The organism is Klebsiella sp. PL-2018 (assembly GCF_019048985.1).
Taxonomy (GTDB): domain Bacteria; phylum Pseudomonadota; class Gammaproteobacteria; order Enterobacterales; family Enterobacteriaceae; genus Klebsiella; species Klebsiella michiganensis.
In genome coordinates this window covers 2,849,470-2,874,485 of record NZ_CP077673.1, presented here as the reverse complement: position 1 = coordinate 2,874,485, position 25,016 = coordinate 2,849,470, and the positions used below count along the sequence as shown (strand labels likewise).

The window sequence follows — 25,016 nt, the reverse complement described above, 5'->3', positions numbered from 1 at the left end:
TACAGGGATGCAATAATCGCATCCCTGTCATCACCGAATTTAACTCGTTGACGTCAGGAAAACGCCTGGGACAACCCCAGCCAGCAACAAAACCTATATTGTCACTGGCCGGCCTTGAAGATAATTCCATCGGCCTGCTGCTGCCGAAGGAATTCAGCGCTTACTTCGCCGGAATAATCAGCACCTGACCCGGATAGATTTTATCGGGGTGCGTCAGCATCGGTTTGTTGGCTTCAAAAATACGTTGGTAGTCATTAGCAGAGCCATACATCGCTTTAGAGATGGCGCTCAGGGTGTCGCCGGATTTCACCGTATAATAACGACTTTCCGCCCCGCTTTGCGTCACCTTCACGCTGTCATTAACCTGACCAACGCCGGTGACGTTACCTACCGCCACCAGAATTTTTTCCTTATCTTCTTGCGAACCGACATCGCCGGTAACCGTCGCGGTGCCGTCGTCCGCAACATCAATATTGACCTTTTCGGCACCGGGCAGATTAAGACCATCAATATGTTTTTTCAGCTTGTCGGCCTTATCTTCCTTGCTGCCGCCGGAGACGGCGTCCCATATTTTCTCGCCCGCTTCTTTGACAAAATTTAATAATCCCATCGTTCCATACCTCCATTACTGTTTCACGATCAAATATTCATCAGACCGGTTAAGCCCATTTCCAGGATGTCGGTTCTGCTACCCCAGAGCGGCAACCGCCTGAAGCAGCACAACCTGCCATCAAAGTATAATCAATAAGCGTCAACGTGCAGGATATTTGCCCGGATACGGCAGGAAAATCGGTACTCTGCCCAGCGGGCATGACATAAAATCAGGCGTTAACCCGCAGTGATGGCGAAAACGGCTCAGGTCGGGACAATCAGCTGCAGGCCTGGATAGCGCTTCAGCCAGCGTTTTTCCGCGACGCGCTGGCTGAAAATAGCCAGCTTATGCTGCGCAAATACCGGCGTGGGCCGCAGACGGAGTGCAAACAGATCGTCCAGCCCGTAGGGCGCGATAACCTCAATAAGCCCTGAACGTCCCATTCTGACCGCGATAGCCGTCGCCGTTTCAGGCCAGTACAGCAACGCATTCTCCGTGGAGTGATAAGGTTTATTACCGTTACGTTGATGCATTCTGGCCTGATTCTTCACCGACCAGTTAAAGGCGGATGATTGCTGGCTCAGCCTCTCTTCCAGCGCCCTATCGTCGGCGGCGCTGCCGCTTTTCGCGTCGAACCAGACAACATCCACATCACCCGAAACTGGCCTTTGCCCGTAGCCGTGCAGATGATCCCAGACCGCATCTCTGACAAAGCCGGCGCCAATCCAGCCATCGCTGAGTTCCAGCGCCTGAACGGCGTAAAGCGCGTTCATTCTTATCGGGTCGTTTAACAATAATCTCTGCAATTCATCCTGATAGTTCATGATTTCCCTGAAACGGTGATTAACCTGAGTATGCGTCCAATCATAGTATCAATGTTCAGGGGGCGCCGCTTCGGCGACCCCTTTGTTTAGCGCACGACTACTCCTCGTACGCAGCGTGATGGAAATCAATTTCCCACTGCAGCACATCACCGTAAAGCGCCGACAGCGCCTGCTTTTCGCTTTCACTCAGCGCCATGGCGCAGCGGTCGAGTTCGTTCTTCAGCCAGAGCGCCTGCTGATAAAATTCGTCCTCCGCGTGCATTTCCACCCAGCGACGCACGTCAGCATCGCTCTGGCGATGTTCGCTCGCCCGTCGGCACCAGAAATAATACATCCACTCCGCACCGAACATCAGGGTAACGATCTGCTCATAGCTTCCCTGCCGGGCCGTCCGCAGCATGCCGTCGCGAAAGCGCTGCACGCCGGGCAGATCGTCCGGATAATCAGCGGGAGTTATCCGCCGTTCTGATAACACCTGTTCAAACCATGCAATCTGCGTGTCAACCAGGGCATTCAGGACGCCAATAAGCCAGCGCTGCTGATGAATACCCGGCGCCTTGCTAACCCCGAGAGCAAAAATCGCGATTGCCGTCGCGACAAAGTTGCCCTCAAACACCAGATAGCGGTTAAAGACGGCTGTCGGCAGACGATCCTGTTCGATATCAGTCACAAAACGGTGCTGCTGCATCGCCTGCCACGCCGGTTGATGTTCACGCAGCAGGCGTTCGCTAAACGCTTCCATTACGCATCCTCCAGCGCGGCCTGAGCGACCGACATAAAATGCTTCACCCGGGCCAGCTCAACATCGTTCCACCAGACGCCATCGACCTTCATCGTACTGGCCACAATGACCCCCTGGGTCCGCCCGAGGATCTGACTCACGTTGGCGGGCGTCACCCCGGAGCCCACCAGCAGCGGTAGCTCCGTCGCCGCGCGGATCTCGTCAATTTCCTCCATCGTTGCGCTATCGCCCGTGCGCTGGCCGGTCGCAATTACCGCGTCGGCCTCGAAGAAATCCACGTCGCGCGTGAGCTCCTGAATCGAACGATCGGCAACGATGGCGTGGCTACCGTGCTTGACGTGGCTATCGGCAAAGACGCGAATATGTTCAGCGCGCAGCATGCTGCGGTAGCGCAGCGCCTTAGCGGCCGCTCCTTCAATAAATCCTTCGTTGGCGATATAGGCGTTGGCCCACTGGTTTACGCGGACGAAATCGGCCCCGCCCGCCAGGGCGATCGCCATCGCCGGGATCGCCGCGTTCGCCAGGACATTAATGCCCAGCGGCACACCAAAACGCTCGCGAACTTTCTCGGTAATCACCGCCATCAGCGCAGAGGTTTCATGACCGATATCCTCAGGTTTGGAAAAAGGAATATCACCATGGTTTTCAATAATCAGGCCGTGAACGCCGCCCGAAATATAATTTTCGGCATCGCGAAGCGCACGTTCAACAATACCGGAGACTGATTTCTCTCGATATTTCGGCGTGCCGGGAAAAGGATCGCAATGAATAACACCAATAACAACTTTATTACGTGAAAAAATAGCTTGTATTGCATTCGTTTTTTCTGCTGAGATAGAAACCATCTTATCCATCCTGTTAAGGGAACACTATGCGTGTTTACGTTACTGGTAATATTACCGTAGATGAAACCTGGTCCATTCCGGATATACCGAAAAAAGGCGCGTCCATTCACGGCATTAAAGTTTCGCAGGATATCGGCGGTAAAGGCGCGAATCAGGCGATTATATTATCCCGCTGCGGAATCGACACGCGATTAATTGCCGCCACGGGAAATGACAGCAACGGCGAGTGGATCCGTCAGCAGATAAAAAATGAACCACTGACGCTACTACCCGACGGCCATTTCAATCAACATAGCGACACCTCGATTATTTTAAATAGCGCTGATGGCGACAATGCCATCATTACCACGACGGCCGCAGCCGATACGTTCAGCCTTGATGATATTATTCCGCATATGGCGGAGGCCGCCGCGGGCGATATTCTGCTACAGCAGGGCAATTTCTCCCTGGATAAAACCCGGGCGCTGTTCCAGTTCGCCAAAGCCCGCGGTATGACAACGGTATTCAACCCCTCGCCTGTCAATCCTGACTTTTGCCATCTGTGGCCGCTCATCGACATCGCGGTGGTCAATGAATCCGAGGCCGAGCAGCTTAAGCCTTACGGCGTGAAAACCTTAGTGGTAACCCAGGGCGCGGCAGGCGCCTGGCTGGTTCAGGCGGGTCAGCGCCAGTTTTGCCCCGCCGTCCCCGCCGAGGCGCTAGACACCACCGGCGCTGGCGACACGTTCCTCGCGGTGATGCTGGCGTCCGCGATTCTGCGCGGCATCGCGCCGGATGCGCTGGCGCTGGCGCACGCCAGCCGCGCTGCCGCCATTACCGTCAGCCGTCGGGGGACGCTCAGCGCGTTTCCCGACGGCCACGAACTCACCGCTCTGTTAGCCGTGAACGGCGCGCGCTGACCTACTTGAACAGCGAACGATAGGTATCGACGTTCGCTTTGGTTACCACCGTGGCCGGAACCAGAATGGTTTTCGGCACGGTTTTACCTGCAGTGATAGTGTTCAGCGCATTCAGGGCTTCGGCCCCCATCTTTTCCGGGTCCTGCTGCAGAACGGCGGTGACGTAGCCGCCGTCAATACCGGAAATCGCCTTCGCCGTCAGATCCCAGCCAAAGACTTTAATATCTTTCTGGCGCCCCTGGTTTTCCACGGCGGCGATAGCACCCAGCAGAGCGGGTTCGCCAGTGGCATAGATCGCCGTCAGATCGGGGTTGCCGGTAATCAGGTTCTCCGCCGCGGTCATTGCTTTATCCTGTACGTTCTGGCCGTCGACGACGTTAGCGATGGTAATTTTCGGATTGCTTTTCAGCGTCTCTTCAAACCCTTTCTGCCGCTGGTTCTGAATGGCCGAGTTCAGCGCGCCGACAATACCCAGCCGCGCCTGGCCGCCCATCTCTTTCTGCACGTAGTCCACGAAGTATTGACCAATAATTCTGCCACCTTCGATATTATCAACGCCGACCTGAGCCGCCTGCGGCCCGGCCGGTAATACGGCATCAATCGCAATCACTGGAATGTTAGCGGCGGCCGCTTCTTTTACCGCGGGCATAATTCCGTTAACGTCGATAGCGGCAACCAGAATGCCTTTAACGCCTTGCTGAATATAGTTTTCTATCGCGTCGTTTTGCGCCACGGGATTATCGTTAGAGTTAAAAATAACTAAATCCTTGCCGCTGGCTTTGGCTGCATCCTGCGCGCCTTTATTCATCAGATTAAAGAACAGGGCCTGCTGATTGATTTGTACCAGCGCATAAGTCGGACCGGCGGCGCCGGCGGCAGAAATAAAACTCATGGATGCCAGCATCGTGGTGGCAACAGCAAGTAAACGCAGTTTTCCGGTGTGAAATAACATCATCAGTATCCTCGTCGGGAATAGTTGATAGCCAGCAGAGTTCCGCGCCGCATGCGAACGCAGAAGGATTATTTTTTGGCGGGCAAATATCGTCTATATGGCCAGAACAATCATCGACCGTTCGGCGGATACCTGCTTAATTTCATTCCGGCAACCGGTCCGTGTCGGTGCGCGACTGGAATGAGTTAAACGGGTTTGGGAATGACTTCCCGGATGATGCGGTAAACTGCCTATACAATTCTCCGCAGATTAAATTTTGTCAAGCATTTATTTCCGGTTATTGTTAGCAGAGAAATTGCTGTATCCACCGCGCTTAACTATGTTACAGATAGCCGATTCTGGCAGAAATGGCGCAGGAAATGAGTATAAAACGCGTATTGTTATCCGATGTGGCAAAGCTGGCGGGGCTGTCGAAGGCAACCCTGTCGCGCTATATGAACAACAGTATTGTGCTACCGCAGGACACCATCGATCGCATCGAAACCGCCATTCGCGAACTGGACTATCGCGGCAATAGCCTTGCACGCCGTCTTAGCAAAGGCGGCAGCGAAACGCTCGGCCTGGTGCTCCCCGATATTACCAACCCCTTCTTTGCCGAACTGGCCGATGCCGCCGAAGAGGCCGCTTCTGCCAGCGGTTACAGCCTGGTGCTGTGTATCACCCGCAACAACCCGGAAAAAGAGTGCCAGTTTATCCGCTGGCTGGATACCTGCCAGGTCGACGGCCTGCTGTTCACCACCAACCGCCCCGATAACGGCCTGCTGCGCAAAGAAGTCCAGCGTCACGAACGCATTGTCCTGCTGGATGAAGATATTCCCGGCAGTAAGGTGCCGAAAGTGTTTGCCGATAACGTCCAGGGCGGGCGGATCGCCACCGAAAAACTGATCGCCGCCGGGCATCGCCATATCGCTTTCGTCGGCGGCCCGGACAAGCTGATGAGCGTACGCGAGCGCTATCAGGGCTTCTGCACCGCGATGGAGCAGGCCGGCCTGAGCTGGCCGCCCGAATGGGTGATGTACGGTGACTACCAGCGCGAGTTTGGCCAGCAAGCGCTGCGGACCCTGTTCAGCCAGTCGGTTCGCCCGACCGCCGTCTTCGCCGCCAGCGACTATCTGGTGCTCGGCCTGCTCGACGGTCTGCGCGCCAGCGGGCTCCAGGCGCCGGAGGCGCTATCGTTAGTCGGCTTCGATGACGCCAACTATGCCGATTTTACCCAGCCGCGGATTTCCACTATCCGCCAGCCCGCCCGGGAACTGGGCCGCACCGCGGTGAACATCATGATGCGTCTGCTGAACGACGATCGGGATATCCCGGCGGAAACCCGCCTGCCGGTAGAGTGGATTGGCCGCGACTCGATCAAGATCTGTTAAGCACGTCCCAAAATGGCGCAAAAGCGCCCACTTTTGGCACAAAAAACGATCAATTAACATTTTATTCACTATAATCAGTAAACCGGTTTACCGGAGCGTAATGAATACACTCTATTTATTACATAAGGTTAAATCACAGGGCTGCTGTGTTGTTCCTGCCCTGGCACGGATGCTGCAATGTGCTTACTGGCGAACAAATATCTTACATAGCGTTTGTCCTGACTGTGCTGGCGAGTGCTCTATTCCGCAGGTAAACCGGTTTACTAGCATGTAAACCGTGTCGGATAGCATCTCTCCCGCAGGATGGCGAACATTTTCCCGGCAACAGCGATGGGAGTTATCAGATGCAGCAGCCACAAACTACCCCGCCAAGGGTGGAGATGATCAATATCACCAAGACCTACGGGTCGATACGTTCATTGCGCGGAGTCAACCTTGAGCTGGCTCCGGGCGAGGTGCTGGGCTTAGTGGGCGATAACGGCGCGGGGAAATCGACCCTGACCAAAGTGCTCTCTGGCGCGGTGATCCCCTCCAGCGGCACGATTCGTATCGACGGTGAACAGCAGCATTTTACGAATCCGGCCGATTCGCGCCGCTGCCATATCGAGATGGTGTATCAGGATCTGTCGCTCTGCGACACGGTCGACGTCGCGGGCAATCTGTTTATGGGCCGCGAGCCGATGAAATCACGCCTCGGTATCCCCTTCCTCGATGAGGCGAGAATGCACGCCGATGCCAGGGAGATGCTAAAAGGGCTCGGGATCTCCATTCCCGATACCCGGCTGCTGGTGCGAAATCTCTCCGGCGGCCAGCGCCAGGCCATTGCCATCGCCCGCGCGGCGGCCTTTGACCCGAAGGTGCTGATTATGGATGAACCCACCGCCGCGCTGGCCGTCGCGGAAGTCGAAGCGGTGCTGGAGCTTATTCGCCGCGTTTCCGCTCGCGGGGTGAGCGTGATTCTGATTACCCACCGCCTGCAGGACCTGTTCCTGGTCTGTGACCGAATCATGGTGATGTATGAAGGTACCAACGTCGCCGACAGACGGGTGGCCGACACCAGCCTGAGCGATATCGTTAACCTGATTGTGGGCGAAAAATTCACCGCCCGCTCTGCGGCTGCACATTGAGGTAACAGGATGAGTATCATGAACTTAAGCAGCTCCCGCATGATCCAGCATTCGCTGCCGCGCCGCCTGCTGCATAACCACTCCGGCGTGGTCAGCATCGCGCTCTTTTTCGTCTTCTGCTGCGTGGTGTTTTCGCTGATCACCAGCAACTTTCTCACCGGCACCAACTGGCTCAACATCATCCGTCAGAGCGCCCCGCTGCTGATTGTCGCGACGGCGATGACCCTGGTCATTACCACCGGCGGTATCGATCTGTCGGTGGGCTCCACCCTCGCGCTGGTCGGCGCGCTTTCCGCTATCGCCCTGAATAACTGGGGGCTGCCGTGGCCGGTGGTTCTGCTCGGCGGCCTGCTGCTCGGCGGATTGGTGGGCGCCATCAACGGCTTCTTTATCGCCTATGAAGGCATTCCGGCGTTTATCGTCACGCTCGCCACCCTGGCCGTGGTTCGCGGCATCGCGCTGCTGGTCACCCAGGGCTACTCGATTCCAGTTCCGGCTGACAGCCTGTTTACCTTTATAGGACGCGCGTGGGTAGTCGGTATCCCCATGCCCGCGCTGATCGGCATTATGATTCTGGTTATCGGGCATATTGTTCTCAATCATATGCGCTTTGGCCGCTACGTGACCGCTATCGGCGCTAACGCCGAAGGCGCGCGACGCAGCGGCATTAATACCAAAGCGGTCACCATGAAGGTCTATATCATCAGCGGGATGGCCGCCGCGCTGGCGGGGATGATCATTACCGCGCGCCTCGGCAGCGGCTCCTCCAACCAGGGCGAAGGCTTTGAACTGCAGGTTATTGCTGCCGTTGTGCTTGGCAGTACCAGCCTGTTTGGCGGCTTCGGTACCATTATCGGTACGCTGCTGGGCGCGCTGTCGATTGCGGTCATTCAGAACGGGCTGATCCTGTCGCATATTTCTCCGTTTTACACCCAGATAGCCACCGGCACCATTATCCTGCTGGCGATCTGGCTGAACACCCGCATTCTCAACCCCACGCGCTCCGCGGCAAAAGGATAGCTGATGAAAGGATCAATTTTTCGCCACCCCACTCCGCTGCCGCTTGGCGTCAGCAGCGGTTACGTGATGACGGTGCTTGGCCCGCTGCCGATTAGCGAAATGGGGGTTACCCTGATGCATGAGCATATTCTGCTGGATGCCTCCGGCAAATGGGTACCGCCCTGCTGCTGTAGCGATCGCCATCTTGCCGAAATGCCGGTGAAAATGGAAAACCTCGGCGAACTGTCGCTGAACCCGCTAATGAGTCGCGATAACTGCCAGCTGTTTGACGTCGACGTCGCGATTGAAGAGCTGACGAAATATCGCGCCCTTGGCGGAGAAACGGTAGTCGACCCGACCAATATCGGTATCGGCCGCGATCCCAAAGCGCTGGCGCGCATCGCCCGTCTGACCGGTCTGAACATTATTATGGGCACCGGCCTCTATCTGGAACCTTCGCACCCCGAGTGGGTAAGAACCAGCAGCGTCGAACAGCTGACCGAACGGCTGATTTACGATCTGGGCGGCGCAGAGGAGAAACCGGAGGTGCTCGCCGGGCTCATCGGCGAAATCGGGATCTCGAGCCGCTTTACGCCGGATGAGGAGAAATCGCTGCGCGCTGCGGGCCGGGCCAGCGCCGCGACCGGCGTGCCGATCGAGGTCCATCTGCCCGGCTGGGAGCGGCTGGGTCATCGGGTGCTGGATATTCTCGAACAGGAAGGCGCCGATTTACGCCATACCGTCCTGTGCCATATGAATCCCAGCTTTGCCGATAAGCGCTACCAGCGGGAGCTGGCGCAGCGCGGGGCGTTTCTCGAATACGACATGATCGGCATGAGCTATTACTACGCCGACGAGTCGGCGCAGTCGCCCTCCGACGAGGAGAACGTCCGCGCGATTCGCGAACTGATTGACGACGGCTATATCCAGCAAATACTGCTGTCGCAGGACGTCTTCCTGAAAACCATGCTCACCCGCTACGGCGGCCACGGTTACGGCTACATACTCAAGCATTTTGTTCCCCGCCTGCGGCGCCACGGCGTCAGCGGCGAACAGCTTGAAACCTTGATGATTGGAAATCCCCAACGGGTCTTTGGCGGATAAAAGGAAAGTCATAATGCAGAAAAAAATCTTACTGGTCGGTGAATCCTGGACCAGCACCTCAACGCACGTTAAAGGCTTCGACCAGTTTGCCACCGCCACCTGGCACACCGGCGCAACGGATTTTCTGGCCGCGCTCGCGGACAGTGCCTACGCCATTACCTATATGCCCGCCCACGCGGCGGCGACAGACTTTCCGCTGACGCTGGAAGCGCTGCAGCAGTGGGATGCGATTATTCTTTCGGATATTGGCGCCAATACGCTGCTGCTGCATCCGGACACCTGGCTGAAAAGCCGCCGAACCGCCAACCGTCTGACGCTGCTGCATGACTACGTGGCCGGCGGCGGCTCGCTGATGATGATTGGCGGCTATTACAGCTTCCAGGGGATTAACGGCGGCGCGCGCTATCGCCATACCGCGGTGGAGAAAGTTCTGCCGGTCCGCTGTCTGGCGTGGGACGATCGCATTGAAACCCCGGAGGGTTGCTATGCCGAAGTGACGGAATCCCACGCCCTGTTCAACGATATTCCGGGCGAATGGCCGTGGCTGCTGGGCTATAACGAAGTAGAAATGCATCCGGAAGGCAAACTGCTGGCGACGGTCGCCGGTACCGGTCATCCGCTGCTGGCCATTCGCGAGTATCAGCAGGGTCGCTCGCTGGTGTGGACCAGCGATATGTCGGCACACTGGCTGCCGGAAGAGTTTGCTCAATGGCCCGGCTATCGCCAGCTGTGGATTAACTGCCTTGACTGGCTGACGGAACGTCGCTGATGGCCGCCACCCTTGAGCTCGCCCGGCAGCTGCTGGGCTTTAACACCATCAACCCGCCGGGCAGCGAAGCAGACTGCATGCGGTTCTTCGCCGACTGGCTTAACGATCGCGGTTTTGCGGTTTCGCTGTCGTCGTTCGGCGAGGGACGCTGCAATCTTATCGCCAGGCTGCCCGGGGCGAAGACCGGTAAACCGCTGGCCTTTACCGGTCATCTGGATACCGTGCCGCTGGGAAATGCCCGGTGGCAGTACGATCCTTTCGGCTCGCAGATAGAAGACGGGCGTCTTTATGGCCGCGGGTCCAGCGATATGAAAGCGGCGATAGCGGCGTTTGCCGTCGCCTGCGTTCATCAGCGGGAAACGATCCTCGCCGGACGCGGCGCGGTATTGCTGATTACCGGCGGAGAAGAGACCGGCTGCGACGGCGCACGGGCGCTGATCGCCTCCGCGACGTTGCCGGACGTGGGCGCGCTGATCGTCGGTGAGCCCACCGCCAACTATCCGGCGATCGGCCATAAAGGCGCGCTCTGGCTACGCTGCGAAACGCGGGGAAAAACCGCCCACGGCGCGATGCCGGAGCTGGGGATAAATGCTATCTATCTTGCGGCGGATGCGCTGGGTAAGATTCAGCATTTTTCCCCTGGCGCGGCGCACCCGCTGATGAAGCAGCCCACCCTCAACGTCGGACGCATCGAAGGTGGACTCAATATTAATTCCGTGCCGGACCGCACGCGTTTTGATGTCGATATCCGCAGCGCGCCCAATTTACAGCACGCCACTATCCGGCAGCGCTTGACCACGCTGCTTGGCGAAAGCGTCACGGTATCCACGCTGGTCGACCTGCCCGCCGTACTGAGCCGGGAGGATCATGCGTGGATTAAACAGGTTTATCAGCGCTGCCAGCCGCTGCACGCTAAGCCGATTGAACCGCGCGTGGTGCCCTACTTTACCGACGCCTCGCTGCTGCTGCCTGCATTGGCCGATCCACCCTGTATTATTCTCGGTCCCGGCGAGCCGTCTATGGCCCATCAGACCGACGAGTACTGCCTGCTCAGCCGGCTGGAGGAGGCTGAGCAGCTATACGGAGACATTATCCGCGACTGGATGGCGTAGCCGCCCGCGGCGAAGGCAAAGAATGAGTGACAGTGTCACTTTAAAGCGCATACCAGGCGATCGGCGTTTGAATAATATCGCGGAATAACAGAGGATAACCGTCTCGCGTCAGAAACGCATCATCACCAGCAAGGAGGCATTACCATGTCCGTGAAAATCCGCCCGGTGCTCATTTGCACTCTCTCTTTACTTCTTTCCGCCTGCTCGGGTAGTGCTTCTGCGCCGGATAGCGCCGAAGACGCGAAAGTATCGGCAGAAGTGGATAAGATGTTTCGCGATTATCAAACGGGTTCAGATCAATCACCGCAGGCCAACGTCTCACGCTATCTGACGCAGGTTCAGAGGGCTATCTTCGCGAAAATAGACCAGCCGGCGTCCTGGCAGGGGCAAAAATGCTCGGTGCGCTTAACGCTACAGCGTGACGGGACGGTGCATAATCCAGCGGTCGAGAGCGGCGATCCGGCGTTATGCGCGGCGGTAATGTCCGCGCTGAAAGAAGCCAAAATTCCGCCCGCGCCAGATGAAAAAACCTATCAGACATTCAGTCATGTGGTTCTGGACTTCAGGCCCTGAGAGCTTTTTTTGCATTTTATCGCAGGGGCTATTCGGCCCCTGCACGATTTTCAGAACTCCACGCGGCCGCCGAAATTATAGCGTCGCCCTTCCAGCATCGCCTTCTGCCGGTAAGCGGTAGTGTAAACCGGGTTCACATCAAACAGATTGTAAATACCGCTCATCAGCGTGACGTGCTTACTCAGGCGATAACGCACGCCTAGATCTACCAGCGCATAGGCATCCGTTGAGCTGGACTTGCCGATATCCGGCGATCTGCTGCGCCAGCTCGCCTTGGTCCACAGTTCAAGATCGGAAGCGGTGTTCCACGTCAGCGAAATGTTGGCCATACTGCTGGGGAAATCGCTTAGCGCATAACCCTTATACTCACCGCTTTTTTGTTCACTGTGGGTATAGGTATAGTTGGCGTTCGCTTTCAGCGCTGCGGTCACCTGCCAGTCGCCGTTCAGCTCCAGTCCGTAGATCTCCGCATCCCCGACGTTAATGTATTGCGACACGCTATCCGCGGTATAGCCGTTGTATTGGCATTGCCGGGTAGCCGAGGCGGTACAGATGGTATGGTCGCTGATTTTGTCTTTAAATTTGGTATGAAAAAGCGTGGCGTCGAGCGCCAGCGCATCCTGCTGCCAGTACACGCCCAGCTCGGTGTTGATGCTCTGCTCCGGTTTGAGATCGTCGTTGCCGATACCAATCTCAGAATAGGGATAAGCGCCGTAGACGCTGGTAAAGCCGGCGTTGTTCTGGCGCAGGTCCGGTTTTTTATAGCCGGCGGATACGCCACCTTTCAGCGCCCAGCTTTCGTCAATGGTCCAGTTGCCGTAGAGCTTAGGCGTAACGTGATAGCCAAAATAGCTGTCATGATCCAGGCGCGCAGAGGTGGTCAACGTGAAGTCCGGTACAATCATCCACGCGTCTTCAGCAAAAACCGCCCAGCCGTGACGGGTGATTTTACTCACCGGGGTGACGCCGGGCGCCTGCTTGTCCGCAATACCAAAGGTGTCATTCAGCTCATTGCGCGTGAAGTTTACGCCTAGCGTCAGCTTGTGATCGGCCAGCGTAAAGGTGTTCGCGCTATTGGCCTCAAAATTATTCTGCTTGATAAACTGCGAGTCCATGCCGGGCACGCGGTACTCCGTGCGGGCCTTTTCGTAGCTGATAAAGTTCTTCACCTCCACCAGGTCATCACCGTACCAGGCATGCTGTGACAGCGAGACCGCATCGCGGTCAAAGCCCCAGTACCACGCTTTATCGTTATGGGTTTTCTCCTGATTGCCTTTGGCGGCGTTCAGATCCCAGAGCTGGGTATCGGTTGGCGAAAGAGAAATTGTGGCGTCCAGATTCCCCGCCTGATGCTTAACAAAACGTTCTTGGGTCGGGCTGTCATCATCGCGACGGTCAAGATAGTCAGCCCCCACGCTGACGCCGAGTTTGCCCGGTACGACGGGCCCCATAAAGAAGGCGTTTGTCTGGTTAGTATTGCCGTATTCGCTTTTCTCCTGCAGGAAGTAATTATCCTCCAGCACCCCCGTCCATTTTTCGAGGTTATACGCCTTTTTGGTGATGACGTTGACCACACCGCCGATAGCGTCAGAGCCGTACAGCGATGACATAGGCCCGCGAATCACCTCCACCCGCTCAATGGCGGCCAGCGGCGGCATAAAAGCGGCTTCAGACCCAATGTGATGCCCATAAGGTCGCGATTCGCGGGTAGACTGCTTGATACCGTTCACCATAAACGAGGTATAGGTCGAATCCATACCGCGCATCTGTACATCGCCGGTCGCCAGGCTGCCGTGGCCGTTGCCCACCAGCACGCCCGGCATCTCGCGCAACGCTTCCGTGACGTTCTGATTGGAACGGGTATTCAGCGCCTTCTCATCGAGCACCGAGATCGTCGCCGGCGCCTCGCGCCTCTCCTGGCTGAATCCCGTGGCGGTCACTACCATCTGTTCTTCATTTATCCCTGCGCCATCAGCGGCGTAGGCTGCCGCGGGCAGATTGACGAAGGCGAGCGCCATCGCCACGTCTATGCGTGTCTTCATCGCCACAAAAAGTCCTTAGAATTGAGTGAGATCGATCTTGAGAACGTAGTCAGGCCGATCGCTTTTTTCGTCCTGTTTGACGCTGGCGTAAAGCGTTCCGCCATCCGCAGAAAGGACCAGGCTGTTGGGCATCGCCGCCGTTTTGAGGGTGTGCTTGAGACGATGGGTTCGCGCATCGATGACGCTAATCGAGCGATCGTTGCGATGGGTCACGTAGATTTCTTCACGCTTGGCGTTATAGAGCACAGCGACCGAGTTTGGCGAAGCGATACGATCGACCAGCTTGCCGGAGTCCAGCCGCACCACCAGCACATCACGGGTGTTGGTATCGGCGATATATCCGACTCCGGCGGCGCTGTTCAGGGCGATATTGAGGAAATAGTGCTCAGCGTCAGCCGGATCGACCTTCACGCGGGAAATTAACGTCGACGTTTTGCCGTCAAGGGTAGCCAACTCCCCGTTGCCGGTGACCGCATAGACTTTTTCGCCCGATGCATCAACGGCAAACCCTACGGGGTCGATGTTGTTCAGCGTGTCAATCAGCTGCTGCTTGCGGGTATCGACCACCCAGAGCAGGCCCTGGCCTTTGCGCCCGATCCCTGACACATACAAACGCTGGTTTAGCTTATCCAGCACCACTTCGCGGACGTGGGCCTGTTTCGCAGGATCTGAATCATCGCTGAGCTGAATAGTGTTAATCACCTTATTGGTCAGCGTATCCAGAAGCGTTAGCGAGCCATCCAGCGCGTTACCCAAATACAGGATGTGATTTTCTTCATCCAGGGAGAGCGCGAAGGCGCGGCGTTCGGTAACGATTTTCTCATCAATCCGCAGAGAATCCGCCGCCAGTCGAAAGACCAGTCCCGCGGTTTTATCTTTATCAAACGAGGGCGCGGAGGCAGCGTAGAGCGTCTTCTGGCCGTTATCATAGGCCAGCTCGTAAACGCCGTGGCCGAGAGCCTGAGCGCGGAAGTCCCGCTCGGTGAAATCCTTAGCCGAGGCGGAGAGAGCATGCAGGGAAAACGAAATGACCAGCGCGAGGCGCGCGGCCTGCTTCAGGGATGCGGTAGACATGTAATTTTTCTTTACAGTAGCTTACGGAATGCAAACACTAATGAAAATAAATATCATTTGCAATTGCATTCATCTCCATCTTCCCTACCAATTTTTGTGTTCTGATATTAACCGCCGTTTTTTGTTCCCGCCGGGAGTTCGCCACGCTTCATTCATCGGAATCATTAAAATCACGCGATAACCGGCTGTAAGATGCTGACTAACTCCGCCAGACTCCCCGCCTGCATCTTTTCCATCACCCTCGCCCGATGGACCTCCACCGTGCGTACGGCAATGTTCATTATCTCCGCAATCTCCCGATTCATCAGCCCTTTCACCACCAGCAGCGCAAGCTCCCGCTCTTTGGGCGTTAGCTGCTGATAGCAGTCCACGTTCTTTTGCCGCGCAAACCGCTCGCCTGAGGCCGCCAGGCCGTGTTCCAGCGCCGTTTGTAGCGGCTTCACCGACACCGGCTTTTGCAGAAAATCCACCGCGCCGCGTTTCATCTGTTCTACCGCCATAGGTACGTCGCCATGTCCGGTCAGAAAAACCACCGCCAGGGTGCTGCCGAGCTGACGCAGCGCCTCATGTACTGCCTGACCGTCCAGCGCCGGCATCCGCATATCCAGCAGGACAACGCCGGTCCGGAAGAGATCGGCCTGCGCGAGGAAGACGTCCCCCTCTGCCCAGCACATTATCTCGTAACCCAGGCTTTCCAGTAAAAAAGCACATGCCTGGGTCACCGCCAGGTCGTCATCCAGTAGATGAATTATCGCCATTGCCGCTCCGCGCTCCTTGTTGCATGAATGTCAGTTCCACGGTGACACCGGGTCGTCCATCGGGCGCCGTTTGATTTGCCAGGCTTATTTCCCCCCGGACATAGCGGACCAGCCGCTGACAGATAACCAGCCCAAGCCCCATCCCCTCTTGTCGACTGGTCACAAACGGCTGGAATGCCTGAGCAAGCTGCGCCCCGGCGATACCACCGCCGTTATCCTGCAGGACGATCTTCACGCCTCCGGCATCGCGAACGGCATCAATCCACAGCATCTTCGCCCCGGCCTGCGCCGCATTGAGGATCAGATTCGCCAGCACCTGTTCAAGCAGAACCGGCGGTAAGACGAGCGTTAACGGGCGATCGACATCGCTGTTGAGCAACAGCCCGGGAAACTGCTGCGGCATTCGCAGCCACTGCCAGACATGGTCAATAGCCTGACGAACGCTGATACGTTCCCAGTTCTCCGCTCGTCCTGGCTCCCCGTGCGCCTGGCTGACCCAATGGCGCAGATTGCGCAGCGTTTCCGCCCCGCGCTGAGCCTGTTGATCGATGTGGCCCAGCGCGGGCAGTAAGGGATGCTGCGAATCCTGTTTCTGCAAACGGATCGTACAACCCTGCGCATAGTGGCGGATGGCCGACAGCGGCTGATTTAACTCGTGGGCAAAGCCTGAGGTCATCTCACCCAATACGCTCATCTGTCTTGCCGTTTGCAGCGCCAGCTCCTGCTCACGCAGCCGGATAGCGTTGCGTTCAAGCTGCCTGCCGCGCCGCCGCACCAGCAGCATCACCCAGATATAATTCAGCGTCAGCAACAGCAGCGCCAGCCCGATGCCGCCCATGATTAACCGGTGCTGGATAAGCCAGTTTTTCACCTCCAGCCACAGCCGTCGCTGCTGAGGGTGCTGTTGAACTTCGCTCAGCAACGCTTCCACCTGACGGGTCGAAGCGGGCGCGCCCCAGTGAAAGACGGCGTTATCCGGGGCATTGAGCAAGGCGCGGGTCACGCGATCCGCCAGCGCGTCGCTCACCGCCGGCAGCGCGGCAAACGACCAGTCGGGATACAGCGGGGTACTGGTTAAACAAGGTATCGCCGCCGGCCCCTCGATGACCGCGGTAAAATCGGCTTTATTTACCAGTCCCTCATCAGCCATTTTTTCCAGCAGGCACACCGGAACAATCGCCGCCTGCACTGCCCGTTCACGCAGCAGATAGATCAGCGCATCCGCGGGGAATCCGCTAAAACGCAGATGCAGATCGCGTTCCGGCCGCAGCCCGGCATCGCTCAGCACCTTGTATCCCAATAAATAGCCGCCGAAGGCCTGAGGATCGATGGCCCCTACCGTTTTGCCGATCAGGTCGGCCGGCGACGAAATACCGCTGTCGCGACGAGTCAAAATGACGCTGCCGATAACGTTGCTTGTCCCGAGTGAAGAGCGCAAAGAGGCCAGCCAGCGCAGCGAAGAATGACTATTCAGCTGGACAAACTGCGCCGGATTGGTCACCACAAACTGCACCGAGCCGTTATTGACCGCCTCCTGCATCTGCTGCAGATCGAGCGGCTGAATATGGAACTGCTGAGCCGTAAGCTGCTGATTGAGCATCACCTCCAGCGGCTGCCAGTGGCTGCGGGTTAAGACCTCGCCGCGCATGGCCAGAACGCCGATATTCCACGACGCCGCCCACCCGCTGCTGTTCAGCAGGAACGCCGTCACCAGCAGCGCCAGACGCTGCACATTTTTCGCTCTCACCCGATTATCCCTGTTCATTATGTTGTTTTAGATCAACAACCCGCCGGGTATGTGGTTAACCACAATAGAGCTGACCCCGCCGCGATTTTTACACTGTAAATCATCAACATTGCTTATTCATCACATGCAAAACAATGACGTGACAAATGTTTAGTTATTGCTGCGCGAGGGAAAAATATGGACAGCAGTAAACGACAGTTTCTGGCGCAGCTGGGCGTTCTCACCGCCGGCGCGTCTCTGGTGCCGCTGGCGGAGGCGAAATTTCCCTTTTCGCCGGCCCGCCGCGAAGGCGCCTCCGGTCATCGCTATGCCATGCTGGTTGACCTGCGACGCTGCATCGGCTGCCAGGCCTGCACCGTCAGTTGCGCAATCGAAAATCAGACGCCGCAGGGGGCGTTTCGTACTCACGTCAATCAGTATCAGGTGCAGTTGGGCGATCGGGTCACCAACGTCCTGCTACCGCGGCTGTGCAACCATTGTGATAACCCGCCCTGCGTGCCGGTCTGCCCGGTGCAGGCCACCTTTCAGCGCCAGGATGGCATTGTGGTGGTGGATAACACCCGCTGCGTCGGCTGCGCCTACTGCGTCCAGGCCTGCCCCTATGACGCGCGTTTTATCAACCATGAGACACAAACCGCCGATAAGTGCACCTTCTGCGTTCATCGCCTGGAAGCCGGGCTGCTCCCCGCCTGCGTCGAGTCCTGCGTCGGCGGCGCGCGGATCGTCGGCGATATCCAGGACCGTCAAAGCCGTATCTCGCAGACGCTCGCCCTGCACCATGACGCCATCAAGGTGCTGAAGCCGGAAAACGGTACCGTCCCCCACGTTTTCTATCTCGGACTGGACGAGGCATTTGTTACCCCGCTGATGGGACATGCCCAACCCGCGCTCTGGCAGGAGGTATGAATGAGCCAAACCATGATCATTGAGGAAGTGCTGGCCCGTCCGCAGGAGGTGAGCTGGCTACCGTGGGCGGTGCAGTATTTCTTTTTCATCGGCATTGCCGCCTGCGCGGCGCTGTTTGGCTGCCTGCTTCACTGGCGCAAAAGACACGATGCGAAGCTGGAACGGCTGACGCTGCTGATTGCTCTGACCTGCGCGATTACCGCGCCGCTGGCGCTGACGGCGGACCTGCATCAAACCGCCCGCTTCTGGCACTTTTACGCCTATCCCACGCCCTGGTCGTGGATGCCCTGGGGGGCGCTGTTTCTGCCGCTATTCACCCTCTTTCTGGGCCTGTGGTTTGCGGTACGGCAGTTAGGTCTGCTGCGCAATAGAAGTGACAGCGTCACAAAATGGCTGGCGCTGGCCAGCGCGCTTACCGCGACGGGGCTGCTGCTTTACACCGGACGCGAAGTCTCCGTGGTTCAGGCCCGCCCGGTCTGGTTCAGCTACGCCTTTGTGCTGGCGATGTTCTTTAGCGCGCTGCAAACCTTTTTCGCCCTGCTGATTGTCGCGGTACGCAATGATTTTCAATGCCAAAGGCAGTTGGCGATATGGCAGCTCTCAGCGCTTATGCTGCTGGCCGTCATCGTGGCGATCTGGGTCAGCGGTGATACCCTTTCCGGCTCGGCTATTCGTCAGTGGCTGGTCATTTCGCCTTCAGCTCGTCATTACGCGATCGGCTGGCTGGCATGCTGGCTTATTTCATTGATCTTTTGCGCGCTTGCCCTGCGTTATCCACTGACGCTGCCCGTTCGCGCCCTGCTGGCCGTCAGCGCCATGGCGCTGAGCTGGCTGATGCGCTGGACGCTGCTGATTCAGGGGCAAACCATCCCCAAATTTAATGCCCAGTTTAATCCCTATACCCTGCCGGTCGGTACCGACGGCTGGCTCGCTATCCTTGGCACCTTCGGCCTGTGGATTGCGCTGCTCATTATTGTCCGTGAAACCGTAAACGGACTCGCAAGGAGAAGGCAACATGGCTAATTTAACCCGTCGTCAGTGGCTCAAAGTCGGCCTCGCCGCAGGCGGTCTGGCGTCTTTCGCCCTGAGCTATCGCGAGGTGGCAAAGCGCGCCCTTGACGGCCTGCTCAGCGGTACATCCGGTAAAGTGACCCGCGATCGTATTTTCGCTAATGCGCTGATCCCGGAAGCCAATGCAAATACCGGCTGGCAACAAAATTCTCGGCAGGTTATCTCGATGACCCAATGTTTTGGCTGCTGGACGCAGTGCGGCGTTCGGGTGCGGGTGGATAGCGAGAAAGGCGAGGTACTGCGCATTGCCGGCAACCCTTATCACCCGCTTTCTCATGAGCACCACCTCGACTCTTCCATTCCTTTTTCAACCGCCATGGCGCAGCTGGCGGGTGAAAGCGGACTTGATGCCCGCTCTACCGCCTGCGCGCGCGGCGCCACGCAGCTCGAGGGACTCTATAGCCCGCTGCGGCTCCTTGAGCCGATGAAGCGCGCGGGTAAACGCGGCGAAGGGAAATGGCAGCGCATCAGCTTTGAACAACTGGTGAAAGAGGTGGTTGAAGGCGGCGATCTGTTTGGCGAGGGGCACGTTGATGGTCTGCGCGCGATTCACGATCCGATCGCCCCCGTTGACCCGCGGCATCCGGGATTCGGCCCAAAAACCAACCAGCTACTGGTCACCAACACCAGCGACGACGGGCGCGATACCTTTTTACGCCGTTTTGCGCTGAACAGCTTCGGCAGTAAAAACTTCGGCGCACATGGTTCCTACTGCGGGCTGGCCTATCGCGCGGGCTCCGGCGCCTTAATGGGCGATCTGGATAAAAACCCGCACGTGAAGCCCGACTGGGATAACGTTGAGTTCGCCCTGTTTATGGGAACGTCGCCCGCCCAGTCAGGCAACCCCTTTAAACGCCAGGCCAGGAAGCTCGCCAGCGCCCGCCTGCGCAATGACTTTCAGTATGTGGTGGTCGCGCCGGCGCTGCCGCTCACCACGGTGATGGCAGACGATCGCGGGCACTGGCTGCCGGTGATCCCCGGGAGCGATTCGGCGCTGGCAATGGCGATGATTCGCTGGATTATCGAAAACCGGCGCTACAACGCCGATTACCTGGCGCTACCGGGCGCGCAGGCGATGCGGCAGGCCGCTGAAAAGAGCTGGACCAATGCGACACACCTGGTCATCACCGATGACCAGCCGGAGCTGGCCGGACAGCATTTAACCCTTGCTCACCTGAATGCGGAGGGCGCCAGTGAACCGGTGGTGGTTAACGAAAGCGGTGACGTTGTCGCCGCCAGCGGCTGCCCGCGCGGCGCGCTCTTTGTAACGCGCCAGCTAACGCTAACCCTGCCGGACGGGCTCAGCGTGACGGTCAAAAGCGGCTTCCAGCTGCTGAAAGAGTCCGCTGAAAAGCTCACCCTGGCACAGTACAGCCAGCAGTGCGGCGTCGCGGAAGATAAGATCGCGGCGCTGGCGGATGCCTTTGCCCGTCATGGTCGTAAAGCCGCGGTCATTACCCATGGCGGCATGATGGCCGGCAACGGATTTTACAGCGCCTGGGCGGTCATGATGCTTAATGCGCTAATCGGTAATCTCAGCCTGGAAGGCGGCGTGTTTGTCGGCGGCGGCAAATTCAACGGCGCGACAGACGGCCCGCGTTACAACCTGGAGAGCTTTGCCGGTAAAGTGAAGCCGAAAGGGCTCAGCATCGCGCGCAGCAAAACCGCGTATGAATCCTCCGAAGAGTATCGCAGCAAGGCGGCGGCGGGCGTCTCCCCCTATCCGGCCAGAGCCCCGTGGTATCCGTTCGTCGCCGGACAGCTGACCGAGCTGCTGACCTCGGCGCTCGAAGGCTACCCCTATCCGCTGAAAGCGTGGATTTCCAATATGACCAACCCGCTGTATGGCGTGCCCGGGCTACGCGCGGTTGCGGAAGAGAAACTAAAGGATCCGCAGCGGCTGCCGCTGTTTATCGCCATTGACGCCTTTATGAATGAAACCACCGCTCTGGCCGACTATATCGTTCCGGATACGCATAATTTCGAAAGCTGGGGATTCAGCGCGCCGTGGGCCGGCGTCGCCAGTAAGGCCACCACCGCCCGCTGGCCGGTCGTCCCTGCCGCCACCGCAAAAACCGCTGACGGTGAGCCAGCGTCAATGGAAGCATTTTGCATTGCGGTGGCGAAGCGTCTTAATCTGCCCGGATTTGGCGAAAACGCCATTACCGATGCTCAGGGTAACCGCTATCCACTCCACCGGGCTGAGGACTATTACCTGCGCATGGCCGCGAACATTGCGTTTCTGGGTAACGCGCCGGTTGCCGAAGCCATTAGCGAGGATCTGACGCTGACCGGGGTGCAGCGTATTCTGCCGGTTATCAACCAGACCCTGAAAGCGGACGAAGTGAGCCGGGTAGCCTTTGTCTACTCCCGCGGCGGGCGCTTCGCGCCGGACACAAGCGGTCGAGCGGAGAATCGCGTCGGTCAATTGTGGGAAAAACCGCTGCAAATATGGAACGCGGAGGTTGCCGCCCACCGCCACGCCATCACCGGCGAGCGCTACAGCGGCTGCCCGGCATGGTATCCGGCCAGATTGTCCGACGGACGCGCTGTCGAAGCGCTTTTCCCGCGACAGCAGTGGCCGCTGAAGCTGATCTCGTTTAAATCCAATACCATGGCCAGCGCCTCGACGGTGATCCCGCGCCTGCATCACCTTAAGCCGACCAATCTGGTGGCGCTGAATCCGCTGGACGGCCAGCGCTACGGCCTGGCGCACGGCGACCGCGTACGAATTTCCACGCCCGGCGGCCAGGCTGAAGCCGTCATTAGCCTGTTAAGTGGCGTGATGCCCGGCGTCATCGCGATTGAACACGGCTACGGGCATCGCGAAATGGGCGCGGCGCGGCACATCCTCGACGGTGAGCCCATGCCGTTCGCGGCGCAGATTAAAGCCGGCATTAACCTTAACGATTTGGGATTTGCCGACCCAACCCGCGAGGTGAGCAATACCTGGCTGGACTGGGTCTCCGGCGCGGCGGTGCGTCAGGGGCTGCCGGCAAGGATTGAGCGGGTGTAGACCGCTTCGGTACGTACAGGGTTGTGCTCCTTAGCGTACCGGTATCGAGGCGGCCATGATTAGTTATAAACCACCATCATCACGCCGGTTCCGTTGAAGGCGCCGGTCGAGGTGGGCGTCCCAGCCAGCGTTCCTCTTAACCGTAGCGAGGACTGAGAGCCGGAGTAGGTGGTATTACCCGGCGCTGAGTTAGCTGCCCCAAGTCCCAGATTGGCACGCATGCCGTTGCTGAGCGGGATATAGGTATTGCCTGTTTGTAGCTTTAACACATAGCTAACCGAGGAAGACGTGCAGGAAACGCCCACCGTACTATCAGCCGTTTTGCCCGCCGCCTGGTCAAGCATTAGCGTACCGAAACTTAGCGTTACCTGAGGCACAGACATGGCGCACCACTCGTTTAGCGGTGGCGCCGTCATGCAGTTTATACCGCTACCGGCTCCCGGCGGATAAACAAGGTCGGAAAAATTAAAGTTACCATTAGCTTCACGAAGCGTGTATCCAAAGCAGACGGTGGAAGAGCCTCCCACGACACTGTAATTTCGGATGGAAATTTGATTTCTGACGCTATCGACGCTCGCGTTAAGCACTTCTCGCCAGGTTCCCTTATACGGGACGCCGGGCGGAGGATAACTCGTGGCAACATCCGATGTCCCCCAAAAGTCGCCATTCGCAGTCAGCGCGTTTGCAACCAAAAGCCCGCCATTACTGCCTAAGTTCGCTGGTGTATCCAGGCTGACGCTACCTGAACTCACGGTAATATCACCTGTGGTGATAATCCACTCAGTACCCGTACCGAAAGGGACCAACCTTACTGCGGTGACCGTTTTCCACCGATAGTTTTCACCGTACACGGGTACAGAAACCGGCACGATCATGGCTGCCGCTAAGACTGCCTGAAATAGCTTTTTCTTCACCTGCACTCTCCTGTGCATAAAATAGCGTTACTGGTATTCGGCCCGCAGGGTTGCGGTGGCGCTAAATAATCCTTCCACCAACTCCACCCCGTTGCGCTGAACAAGGAGAGCTTCAATACTCGGCAGCGTCACGCTATTGATGTTGATGGCCTCGCCCAGCTTAAACGGCTGGCCGTTCTGGTAGATTTTCACGCCAAGATTGGCCTGCTCAGGGGTCACCACGGTGGCATTGTCGGCATCAAACCCGGCCGCGTTACCGCGTACGCTAAGCCGCAGCTGCCATGCAAGGGTGCTGTCTTCACATTTCAGGGTTAGTGGAACGGTTTCACGGTATTTTCCCTCCACGATTTTTTTTATTCGGACATCACCGAAATCCACATACACAGGGCCGCCTTCGCTTATTGAGCAAGCCGGTGGCGTCACCAGAGTGCCGATAAACTCGAGGTTTTCCGGGTCTGCCGCCTGAAGAGATGACGTCATCATCAGGCCGACCAACAGCAAGGGGGCATATCCGCTCAATTTCATCATGTTGTTTCCCTGCGCCATTTACTGATACTCCACGACAAGCGAAGCCATGACCCTGAACGGCCCACCGCTCAGAGTCACTCCGCTTTGTTTGATGGGGGCGGCGTAAAGCTTGGGGATATTGGGGTCGGTGAAATTTAGCCAGGTGCCAACGTTAAGGCGGGTATCACCATTGTACAGGGCGATGCCCAGCCCGCTTTGACCTCCCGCCAGCGCCGTGCTGTCAAAGCTTGCCGCTGTCCCCGTTATGCGCACTTTCTGTTTTGACGATACCGCCATGGAGCAATCTAAATCGAAATCAATCAGCTTCCGGTATTGCGTCCCGTCGATACGGGTGGTCATCACCTCGTTGCCAAAGTTGACGGTGATAACGTTATTGTTATGTACCACGCACGGAGGCGCTTCTATTAAGGTGCCGCTAAAGTTAACCGTTGCGTCGGCCAGCGCGCTGGTGCCAAAGCACAACGTAAGGGGAAGCACCAGGCCACGCAGATTTATGGGGGTCACTATGTCTCTCTCCTCTCGCGTCACTGGTAGTCAATGACCATGGTGCCTGTGCCGAAAAACGGACCTGCGGTAAGCGTGGCGTTATTCTGAGCCACGGGTACGGCCCACAGCCTGGGTTTATTGGCTGTGCCATTGAAGTTGACATAATTGCCGGGAGTCATGAGCGTGGTGCCGGCACTTCCGCTGTACAGCCGTATGCCCAGGCCCCCTTTACTGGTCAACAAAAGACCGCTGCCAAAACTCGCCAGAGACCCTCGAATCGTCAGTTTGAGGGCATTACTGTTCAGGCCAGTACAGGTGAGGCCATATTGAATCTCTTTCTTATAATTCACTCCGTCTACCAGACGAGTAATCAGATCATCACCAAACTTCACGTCTACGGTGTTGTTACCGTCAATAACGCACTGCGGCCCATCGATCAGGGTGCCGTTGACGGTGATAGTGGTGGTATCTCCTTCAGCGGCCTTCGCCTGTCCGCCGGAAAAAAGCAGTAAGGCTCCAGCCATCATCAGATACGCTCGGGATGTTATTGAGTGTTGGCGCGTCAT

General features: G+C 57.6%; 24 protein-coding genes. 11 read left to right on the top strand and 13 right to left on the bottom strand.

The genetic code is table 11. The annotated features are described in order from the left end of the window. Positions 1-160: 160 nt before the first annotated feature. The 4 genes from lysM to MKleb_RS13395 all read right to left on the bottom strand — a co-directional run bounded on the left by lysM (position 161) and on the right by MKleb_RS13395 (position 3,003). Positions 161-610, bottom strand: coding sequence for a peptidoglycan-binding protein LysM (gene lysM / locus MKleb_RS13410; protein WP_025106332.1), 450 nt, complete (start codon positions 608-610; stop codon positions 161-163). A 245-nt stretch (positions 611-855) separates the two neighbouring features. Beyond that, positions 856-1,416 (bottom strand): nucleotidyltransferase family protein, encoded by a 561-nt coding sequence (locus tag MKleb_RS13405; protein WP_025106331.1) that lies wholly within the window; start codon positions 1,414-1,416, stop codon positions 856-858. A 97-nt stretch (positions 1,417-1,513) separates the two neighbouring features. Beyond that, positions 1,514-2,158, bottom strand: coding sequence for a TenA family protein (locus MKleb_RS13400; RefSeq protein ID WP_025106330.1), 645 nt, complete (start codon positions 2,156-2,158; stop codon positions 1,514-1,516). Next, entirely contained in the window at positions 2,158-3,003 is an 846-nt protein-coding gene (locus MKleb_RS13395; protein WP_025106329.1) for a BtpA/SgcQ family protein, read from the bottom strand. Before MKleb_RS13395 ends, MKleb_RS13400 begins: the two co-directional genes overlap by 1 nt. A 26-nt stretch (positions 3,004-3,029) precedes the next feature. Between MKleb_RS13395 and MKleb_RS13390 the strand changes: the two genes are divergently transcribed. Continuing rightward, entirely contained in the window at positions 3,030-3,902 is an 873-nt protein-coding gene (locus MKleb_RS13390) for a PfkB family carbohydrate kinase (RefSeq protein WP_025106328.1), read from the top strand. A gap of 1 nt (position 3,903) precedes the next feature. Here the strand turns inward: MKleb_RS13390 and MKleb_RS13385 are convergent, their stop codons facing one another. Next, positions 3,904-4,857, bottom strand: a complete 954-nt coding sequence (locus MKleb_RS13385) for an ABC transporter substrate-binding protein (protein ID WP_025106327.1) — start codon at positions 4,855-4,857, stop codon at positions 3,904-3,906. A gap of 344 nt (positions 4,858-5,201) precedes the next feature. Between MKleb_RS13385 and MKleb_RS13380 the strand changes: the two genes are divergently transcribed. From MKleb_RS13380 to tolA, 7 genes are all read left to right on the top strand, one after another. Then, on the top strand, positions 5,202-6,224 hold the full coding sequence (locus MKleb_RS13380) for a LacI family DNA-binding transcriptional regulator (protein WP_025106326.1): 1,023 nt from the start codon (positions 5,202-5,204) through the stop codon (positions 6,222-6,224). A gap of 380 nt (positions 6,225-6,604) precedes the next feature. Continuing rightward, on the top strand, positions 6,605-7,351 hold the full coding sequence (locus tag MKleb_RS13375) for an ATP-binding cassette domain-containing protein (RefSeq protein WP_025106325.1): 747 nt from the start codon (positions 6,605-6,607) through the stop codon (positions 7,349-7,351). 18 nt (positions 7,352-7,369) lie between these two features. Beyond that, positions 7,370-8,371 carry an ABC transporter permease gene (locus MKleb_RS13370; RefSeq protein ID WP_014229399.1) on the top strand — a complete coding sequence of 334 codons (1,002 nt, stop codon included), beginning with the start codon at positions 7,370-7,372 and terminating at the stop codon, positions 8,369-8,371. Between the two features lie 3 nt (positions 8,372-8,374). Further along, positions 8,375-9,454 carry a phosphotriesterase family protein gene (locus tag MKleb_RS13365; RefSeq protein ID WP_025106324.1) on the top strand — a complete coding sequence of 360 codons (1,080 nt, stop codon included), beginning with the start codon at positions 8,375-8,377 and terminating at the stop codon, positions 9,452-9,454. Positions 9,455-9,467: 13 nt separating this feature from the next. Then, positions 9,468-10,223 (top strand): glutamine amidotransferase, encoded by a 756-nt coding sequence (locus MKleb_RS13360; RefSeq protein WP_014838512.1) that lies wholly within the window; start codon positions 9,468-9,470, stop codon positions 10,221-10,223. Next, positions 10,223-11,335, top strand: coding sequence for a M20 family metallopeptidase (locus tag MKleb_RS13355; RefSeq protein ID WP_025106323.1), 1,113 nt, complete (start codon positions 10,223-10,225; stop codon positions 11,333-11,335). Before MKleb_RS13360 ends, MKleb_RS13355 begins: the two co-directional genes overlap by 1 nt. A gap of 144 nt (positions 11,336-11,479) precedes the next feature. Next, the gene (gene tolA / locus MKleb_RS13350) at positions 11,480-11,908 is read left to right on the top strand and encodes a cell envelope integrity protein TolA (protein WP_014838514.1); all 429 of its coding nucleotides are present in this window, start codon (positions 11,480-11,482) and stop codon (positions 11,906-11,908) included. 50 nt (positions 11,909-11,958) lie between these two features. Here tolA and MKleb_RS13345 read toward each other — a convergent pair whose 3' ends face one another. The 4 genes from MKleb_RS13345 to ttrS all read right to left on the bottom strand — a co-directional run bounded on the left by MKleb_RS13345 (position 11,959) and on the right by ttrS (position 17,529). Continuing rightward, the gene (locus MKleb_RS13345; RefSeq protein WP_029946888.1) at positions 11,959-13,950 is read right to left on the bottom strand and encodes a TonB-dependent receptor domain-containing protein; all 1,992 of its coding nucleotides are present in this window, start codon (positions 13,948-13,950) and stop codon (positions 11,959-11,961) included. Between the two features lie 15 nt (positions 13,951-13,965). Further along, positions 13,966-15,024, bottom strand: a complete 1,059-nt coding sequence (locus MKleb_RS13340; protein WP_025106321.1) for a 7-bladed beta-propeller protein YncE — start codon at positions 15,022-15,024, stop codon at positions 13,966-13,968. 170 nt (positions 15,025-15,194) lie between these two features. Then, positions 15,195-15,782, bottom strand: a complete 588-nt coding sequence (gene ttrR, locus MKleb_RS13335) for a tetrathionate respiration response regulator TtrR (protein WP_025106320.1) — start codon at positions 15,780-15,782, stop codon at positions 15,195-15,197. After that, positions 15,757-17,529: a tetrathionate respiration histidine kinase TtrS gene (ttrS, locus tag MKleb_RS13330; RefSeq protein WP_108703464.1), complete on the bottom strand. Its 1,773-nt coding sequence runs from the start codon at positions 17,527-17,529 to the stop codon at positions 15,757-15,759. The genes ttrR and ttrS overlap by 26 nt, the downstream gene beginning before the upstream one ends. A 177-nt stretch (positions 17,530-17,706) precedes the next feature. Between ttrS and ttrB the strand changes: the two genes are divergently transcribed. Genes ttrB through ttrA form a run of 3 tightly spaced genes read left to right on the top strand, consistent with a single transcriptional unit; the run spans position 17,707 to position 22,522 of the window. Next, positions 17,707-18,435: a tetrathionate reductase subunit TtrB gene (gene ttrB / locus MKleb_RS13325; RefSeq protein WP_025106318.1), complete on the top strand. Its 729-nt coding sequence runs from the start codon at positions 17,707-17,709 to the stop codon at positions 18,433-18,435. Continuing rightward, positions 18,436-19,458, top strand: a complete 1,023-nt coding sequence (gene ttrC, locus MKleb_RS13320) for a tetrathionate reductase subunit TtrC (RefSeq protein ID WP_025106317.1) — start codon at positions 18,436-18,438, stop codon at positions 19,456-19,458. After that, a complete protein-coding gene (ttrA, locus tag MKleb_RS13315) occupies positions 19,451-22,522 on the top strand; it encodes a tetrathionate reductase subunit TtrA (RefSeq protein ID WP_217076730.1) in 3,072 nt (1,023 codons plus the stop codon). Before ttrC ends, ttrA begins: the two co-directional genes overlap by 8 nt. 59 nt (positions 22,523-22,581) lie before the next feature. Here ttrA and MKleb_RS13310 read toward each other — a convergent pair whose 3' ends face one another. From MKleb_RS13310 to MKleb_RS13295, 4 genes are read right to left on the bottom strand one after another with little or no spacing between them, the layout of a single operon-like run. After that, on the bottom strand, positions 22,582-23,436 hold the full coding sequence (locus tag MKleb_RS13310) for a hypothetical protein (protein ID WP_025106315.1): 855 nt from the start codon (positions 23,434-23,436) through the stop codon (positions 22,582-22,584). 27 nt (positions 23,437-23,463) lie between these two features. After that, the gene (locus MKleb_RS13305; protein ID WP_025106314.1) at positions 23,464-23,964 is read right to left on the bottom strand and encodes a fimbrial protein; all 501 of its coding nucleotides are present in this window, start codon (positions 23,962-23,964) and stop codon (positions 23,464-23,466) included. An 18-nt stretch (positions 23,965-23,982) separates the two neighbouring features. After that, the gene (locus MKleb_RS13300) at positions 23,983-24,468 is read right to left on the bottom strand and encodes a fimbrial protein (RefSeq protein ID WP_025106313.1); all 486 of its coding nucleotides are present in this window, start codon (positions 24,466-24,468) and stop codon (positions 23,983-23,985) included. A 20-nt stretch (positions 24,469-24,488) separates the two neighbouring features. Then, entirely contained in the window at positions 24,489-25,016 is a 528-nt protein-coding gene (locus MKleb_RS13295; RefSeq protein ID WP_025106312.1) for a fimbrial protein, read from the bottom strand.

Bases quoted from the DNA above. Each gene is read 5' to 3' on its own strand.
- ttrB (WP_025106318.1), top strand. From the start codon at position 17,707: ATGGACAGCAGTAAACGACAGTTTCTGGCGCAGCTGGGCGTTCTCACC.
- ttrR (WP_025106320.1), bottom strand. From the start codon at position 15,782: ATGGCGATAATTCATCTACTGGATGACGACCTGGCGGTGACCCAGGCA.
- lysM (WP_025106332.1), bottom strand. From the start codon at position 610: ATGGGATTATTAAATTTTGTCAAAGAAGCGGGCGAGAAAATATGGGAC.
- MKleb_RS13380 (WP_025106326.1), top strand. From the start codon at position 5,202: ATGGCGCAGGAAATGAGTATAAAACGCGTATTGTTATCCGATGTGGCA.
- MKleb_RS13365 (WP_025106324.1), top strand. From the start codon at position 8,375: ATGAAAGGATCAATTTTTCGCCACCCCACTCCGCTGCCGCTTGGCGTC.
- MKleb_RS13385 (WP_025106327.1), bottom strand. From the start codon at position 4,857: ATGATGTTATTTCACACCGGAAAACTGCGTTTACTTGCTGTTGCCACC.
- tolA (WP_014838514.1), top strand. From the start codon at position 11,480: ATGTCCGTGAAAATCCGCCCGGTGCTCATTTGCACTCTCTCTTTACTT.
- MKleb_RS13295 (WP_025106312.1), bottom strand. From the start codon at position 25,016: ATGACGCGCCAACACTCAATAACATCCCGAGCGTATCTGATGATGGCT.
- ttrA (WP_217076730.1), top strand. From the start codon at position 19,451: ATGGCTAATTTAACCCGTCGTCAGTGGCTCAAAGTCGGCCTCGCCGCA.
- MKleb_RS13355 (WP_025106323.1), top strand. From the start codon at position 10,223: ATGGCCGCCACCCTTGAGCTCGCCCGGCAGCTGCTGGGCTTTAACACC.
- MKleb_RS13340 (WP_025106321.1), bottom strand. From the start codon at position 15,024: ATGTCTACCGCATCCCTGAAGCAGGCCGCGCGCCTCGCGCTGGTCATT.
- MKleb_RS13390 (WP_025106328.1), top strand. From the start codon at position 3,030: ATGCGTGTTTACGTTACTGGTAATATTACCGTAGATGAAACCTGGTCC.
- MKleb_RS13305 (WP_025106314.1), bottom strand. From the start codon at position 23,964: ATGATGAAATTGAGCGGATATGCCCCCTTGCTGTTGGTCGGCCTGATG.
- MKleb_RS13360 (WP_014838512.1), top strand. From the start codon at position 9,468: ATGCAGAAAAAAATCTTACTGGTCGGTGAATCCTGGACCAGCACCTCA.
- MKleb_RS13395 (WP_025106329.1), bottom strand. From the start codon at position 3,003: ATGGTTTCTATCTCAGCAGAAAAAACGAATGCAATACAAGCTATTTTT.
- MKleb_RS13375 (WP_025106325.1), top strand. From the start codon at position 6,605: ATGATCAATATCACCAAGACCTACGGGTCGATACGTTCATTGCGCGGA.
- MKleb_RS13370 (WP_014229399.1), top strand. From the start codon at position 7,370: ATGAACTTAAGCAGCTCCCGCATGATCCAGCATTCGCTGCCGCGCCGC.
- MKleb_RS13400 (WP_025106330.1), bottom strand. From the start codon at position 2,158: ATGGAAGCGTTTAGCGAACGCCTGCTGCGTGAACATCAACCGGCGTGG.
- ttrC (WP_025106317.1), top strand. From the start codon at position 18,436: ATGAGCCAAACCATGATCATTGAGGAAGTGCTGGCCCGTCCGCAGGAG.
- MKleb_RS13405 (WP_025106331.1), bottom strand. From the start codon at position 1,416: ATGAACTATCAGGATGAATTGCAGAGATTATTGTTAAACGACCCGATA.
- MKleb_RS13345 (WP_029946888.1), bottom strand. From the start codon at position 13,950: ATGAAGACACGCATAGACGTGGCGATGGCGCTCGCCTTCGTCAATCTG.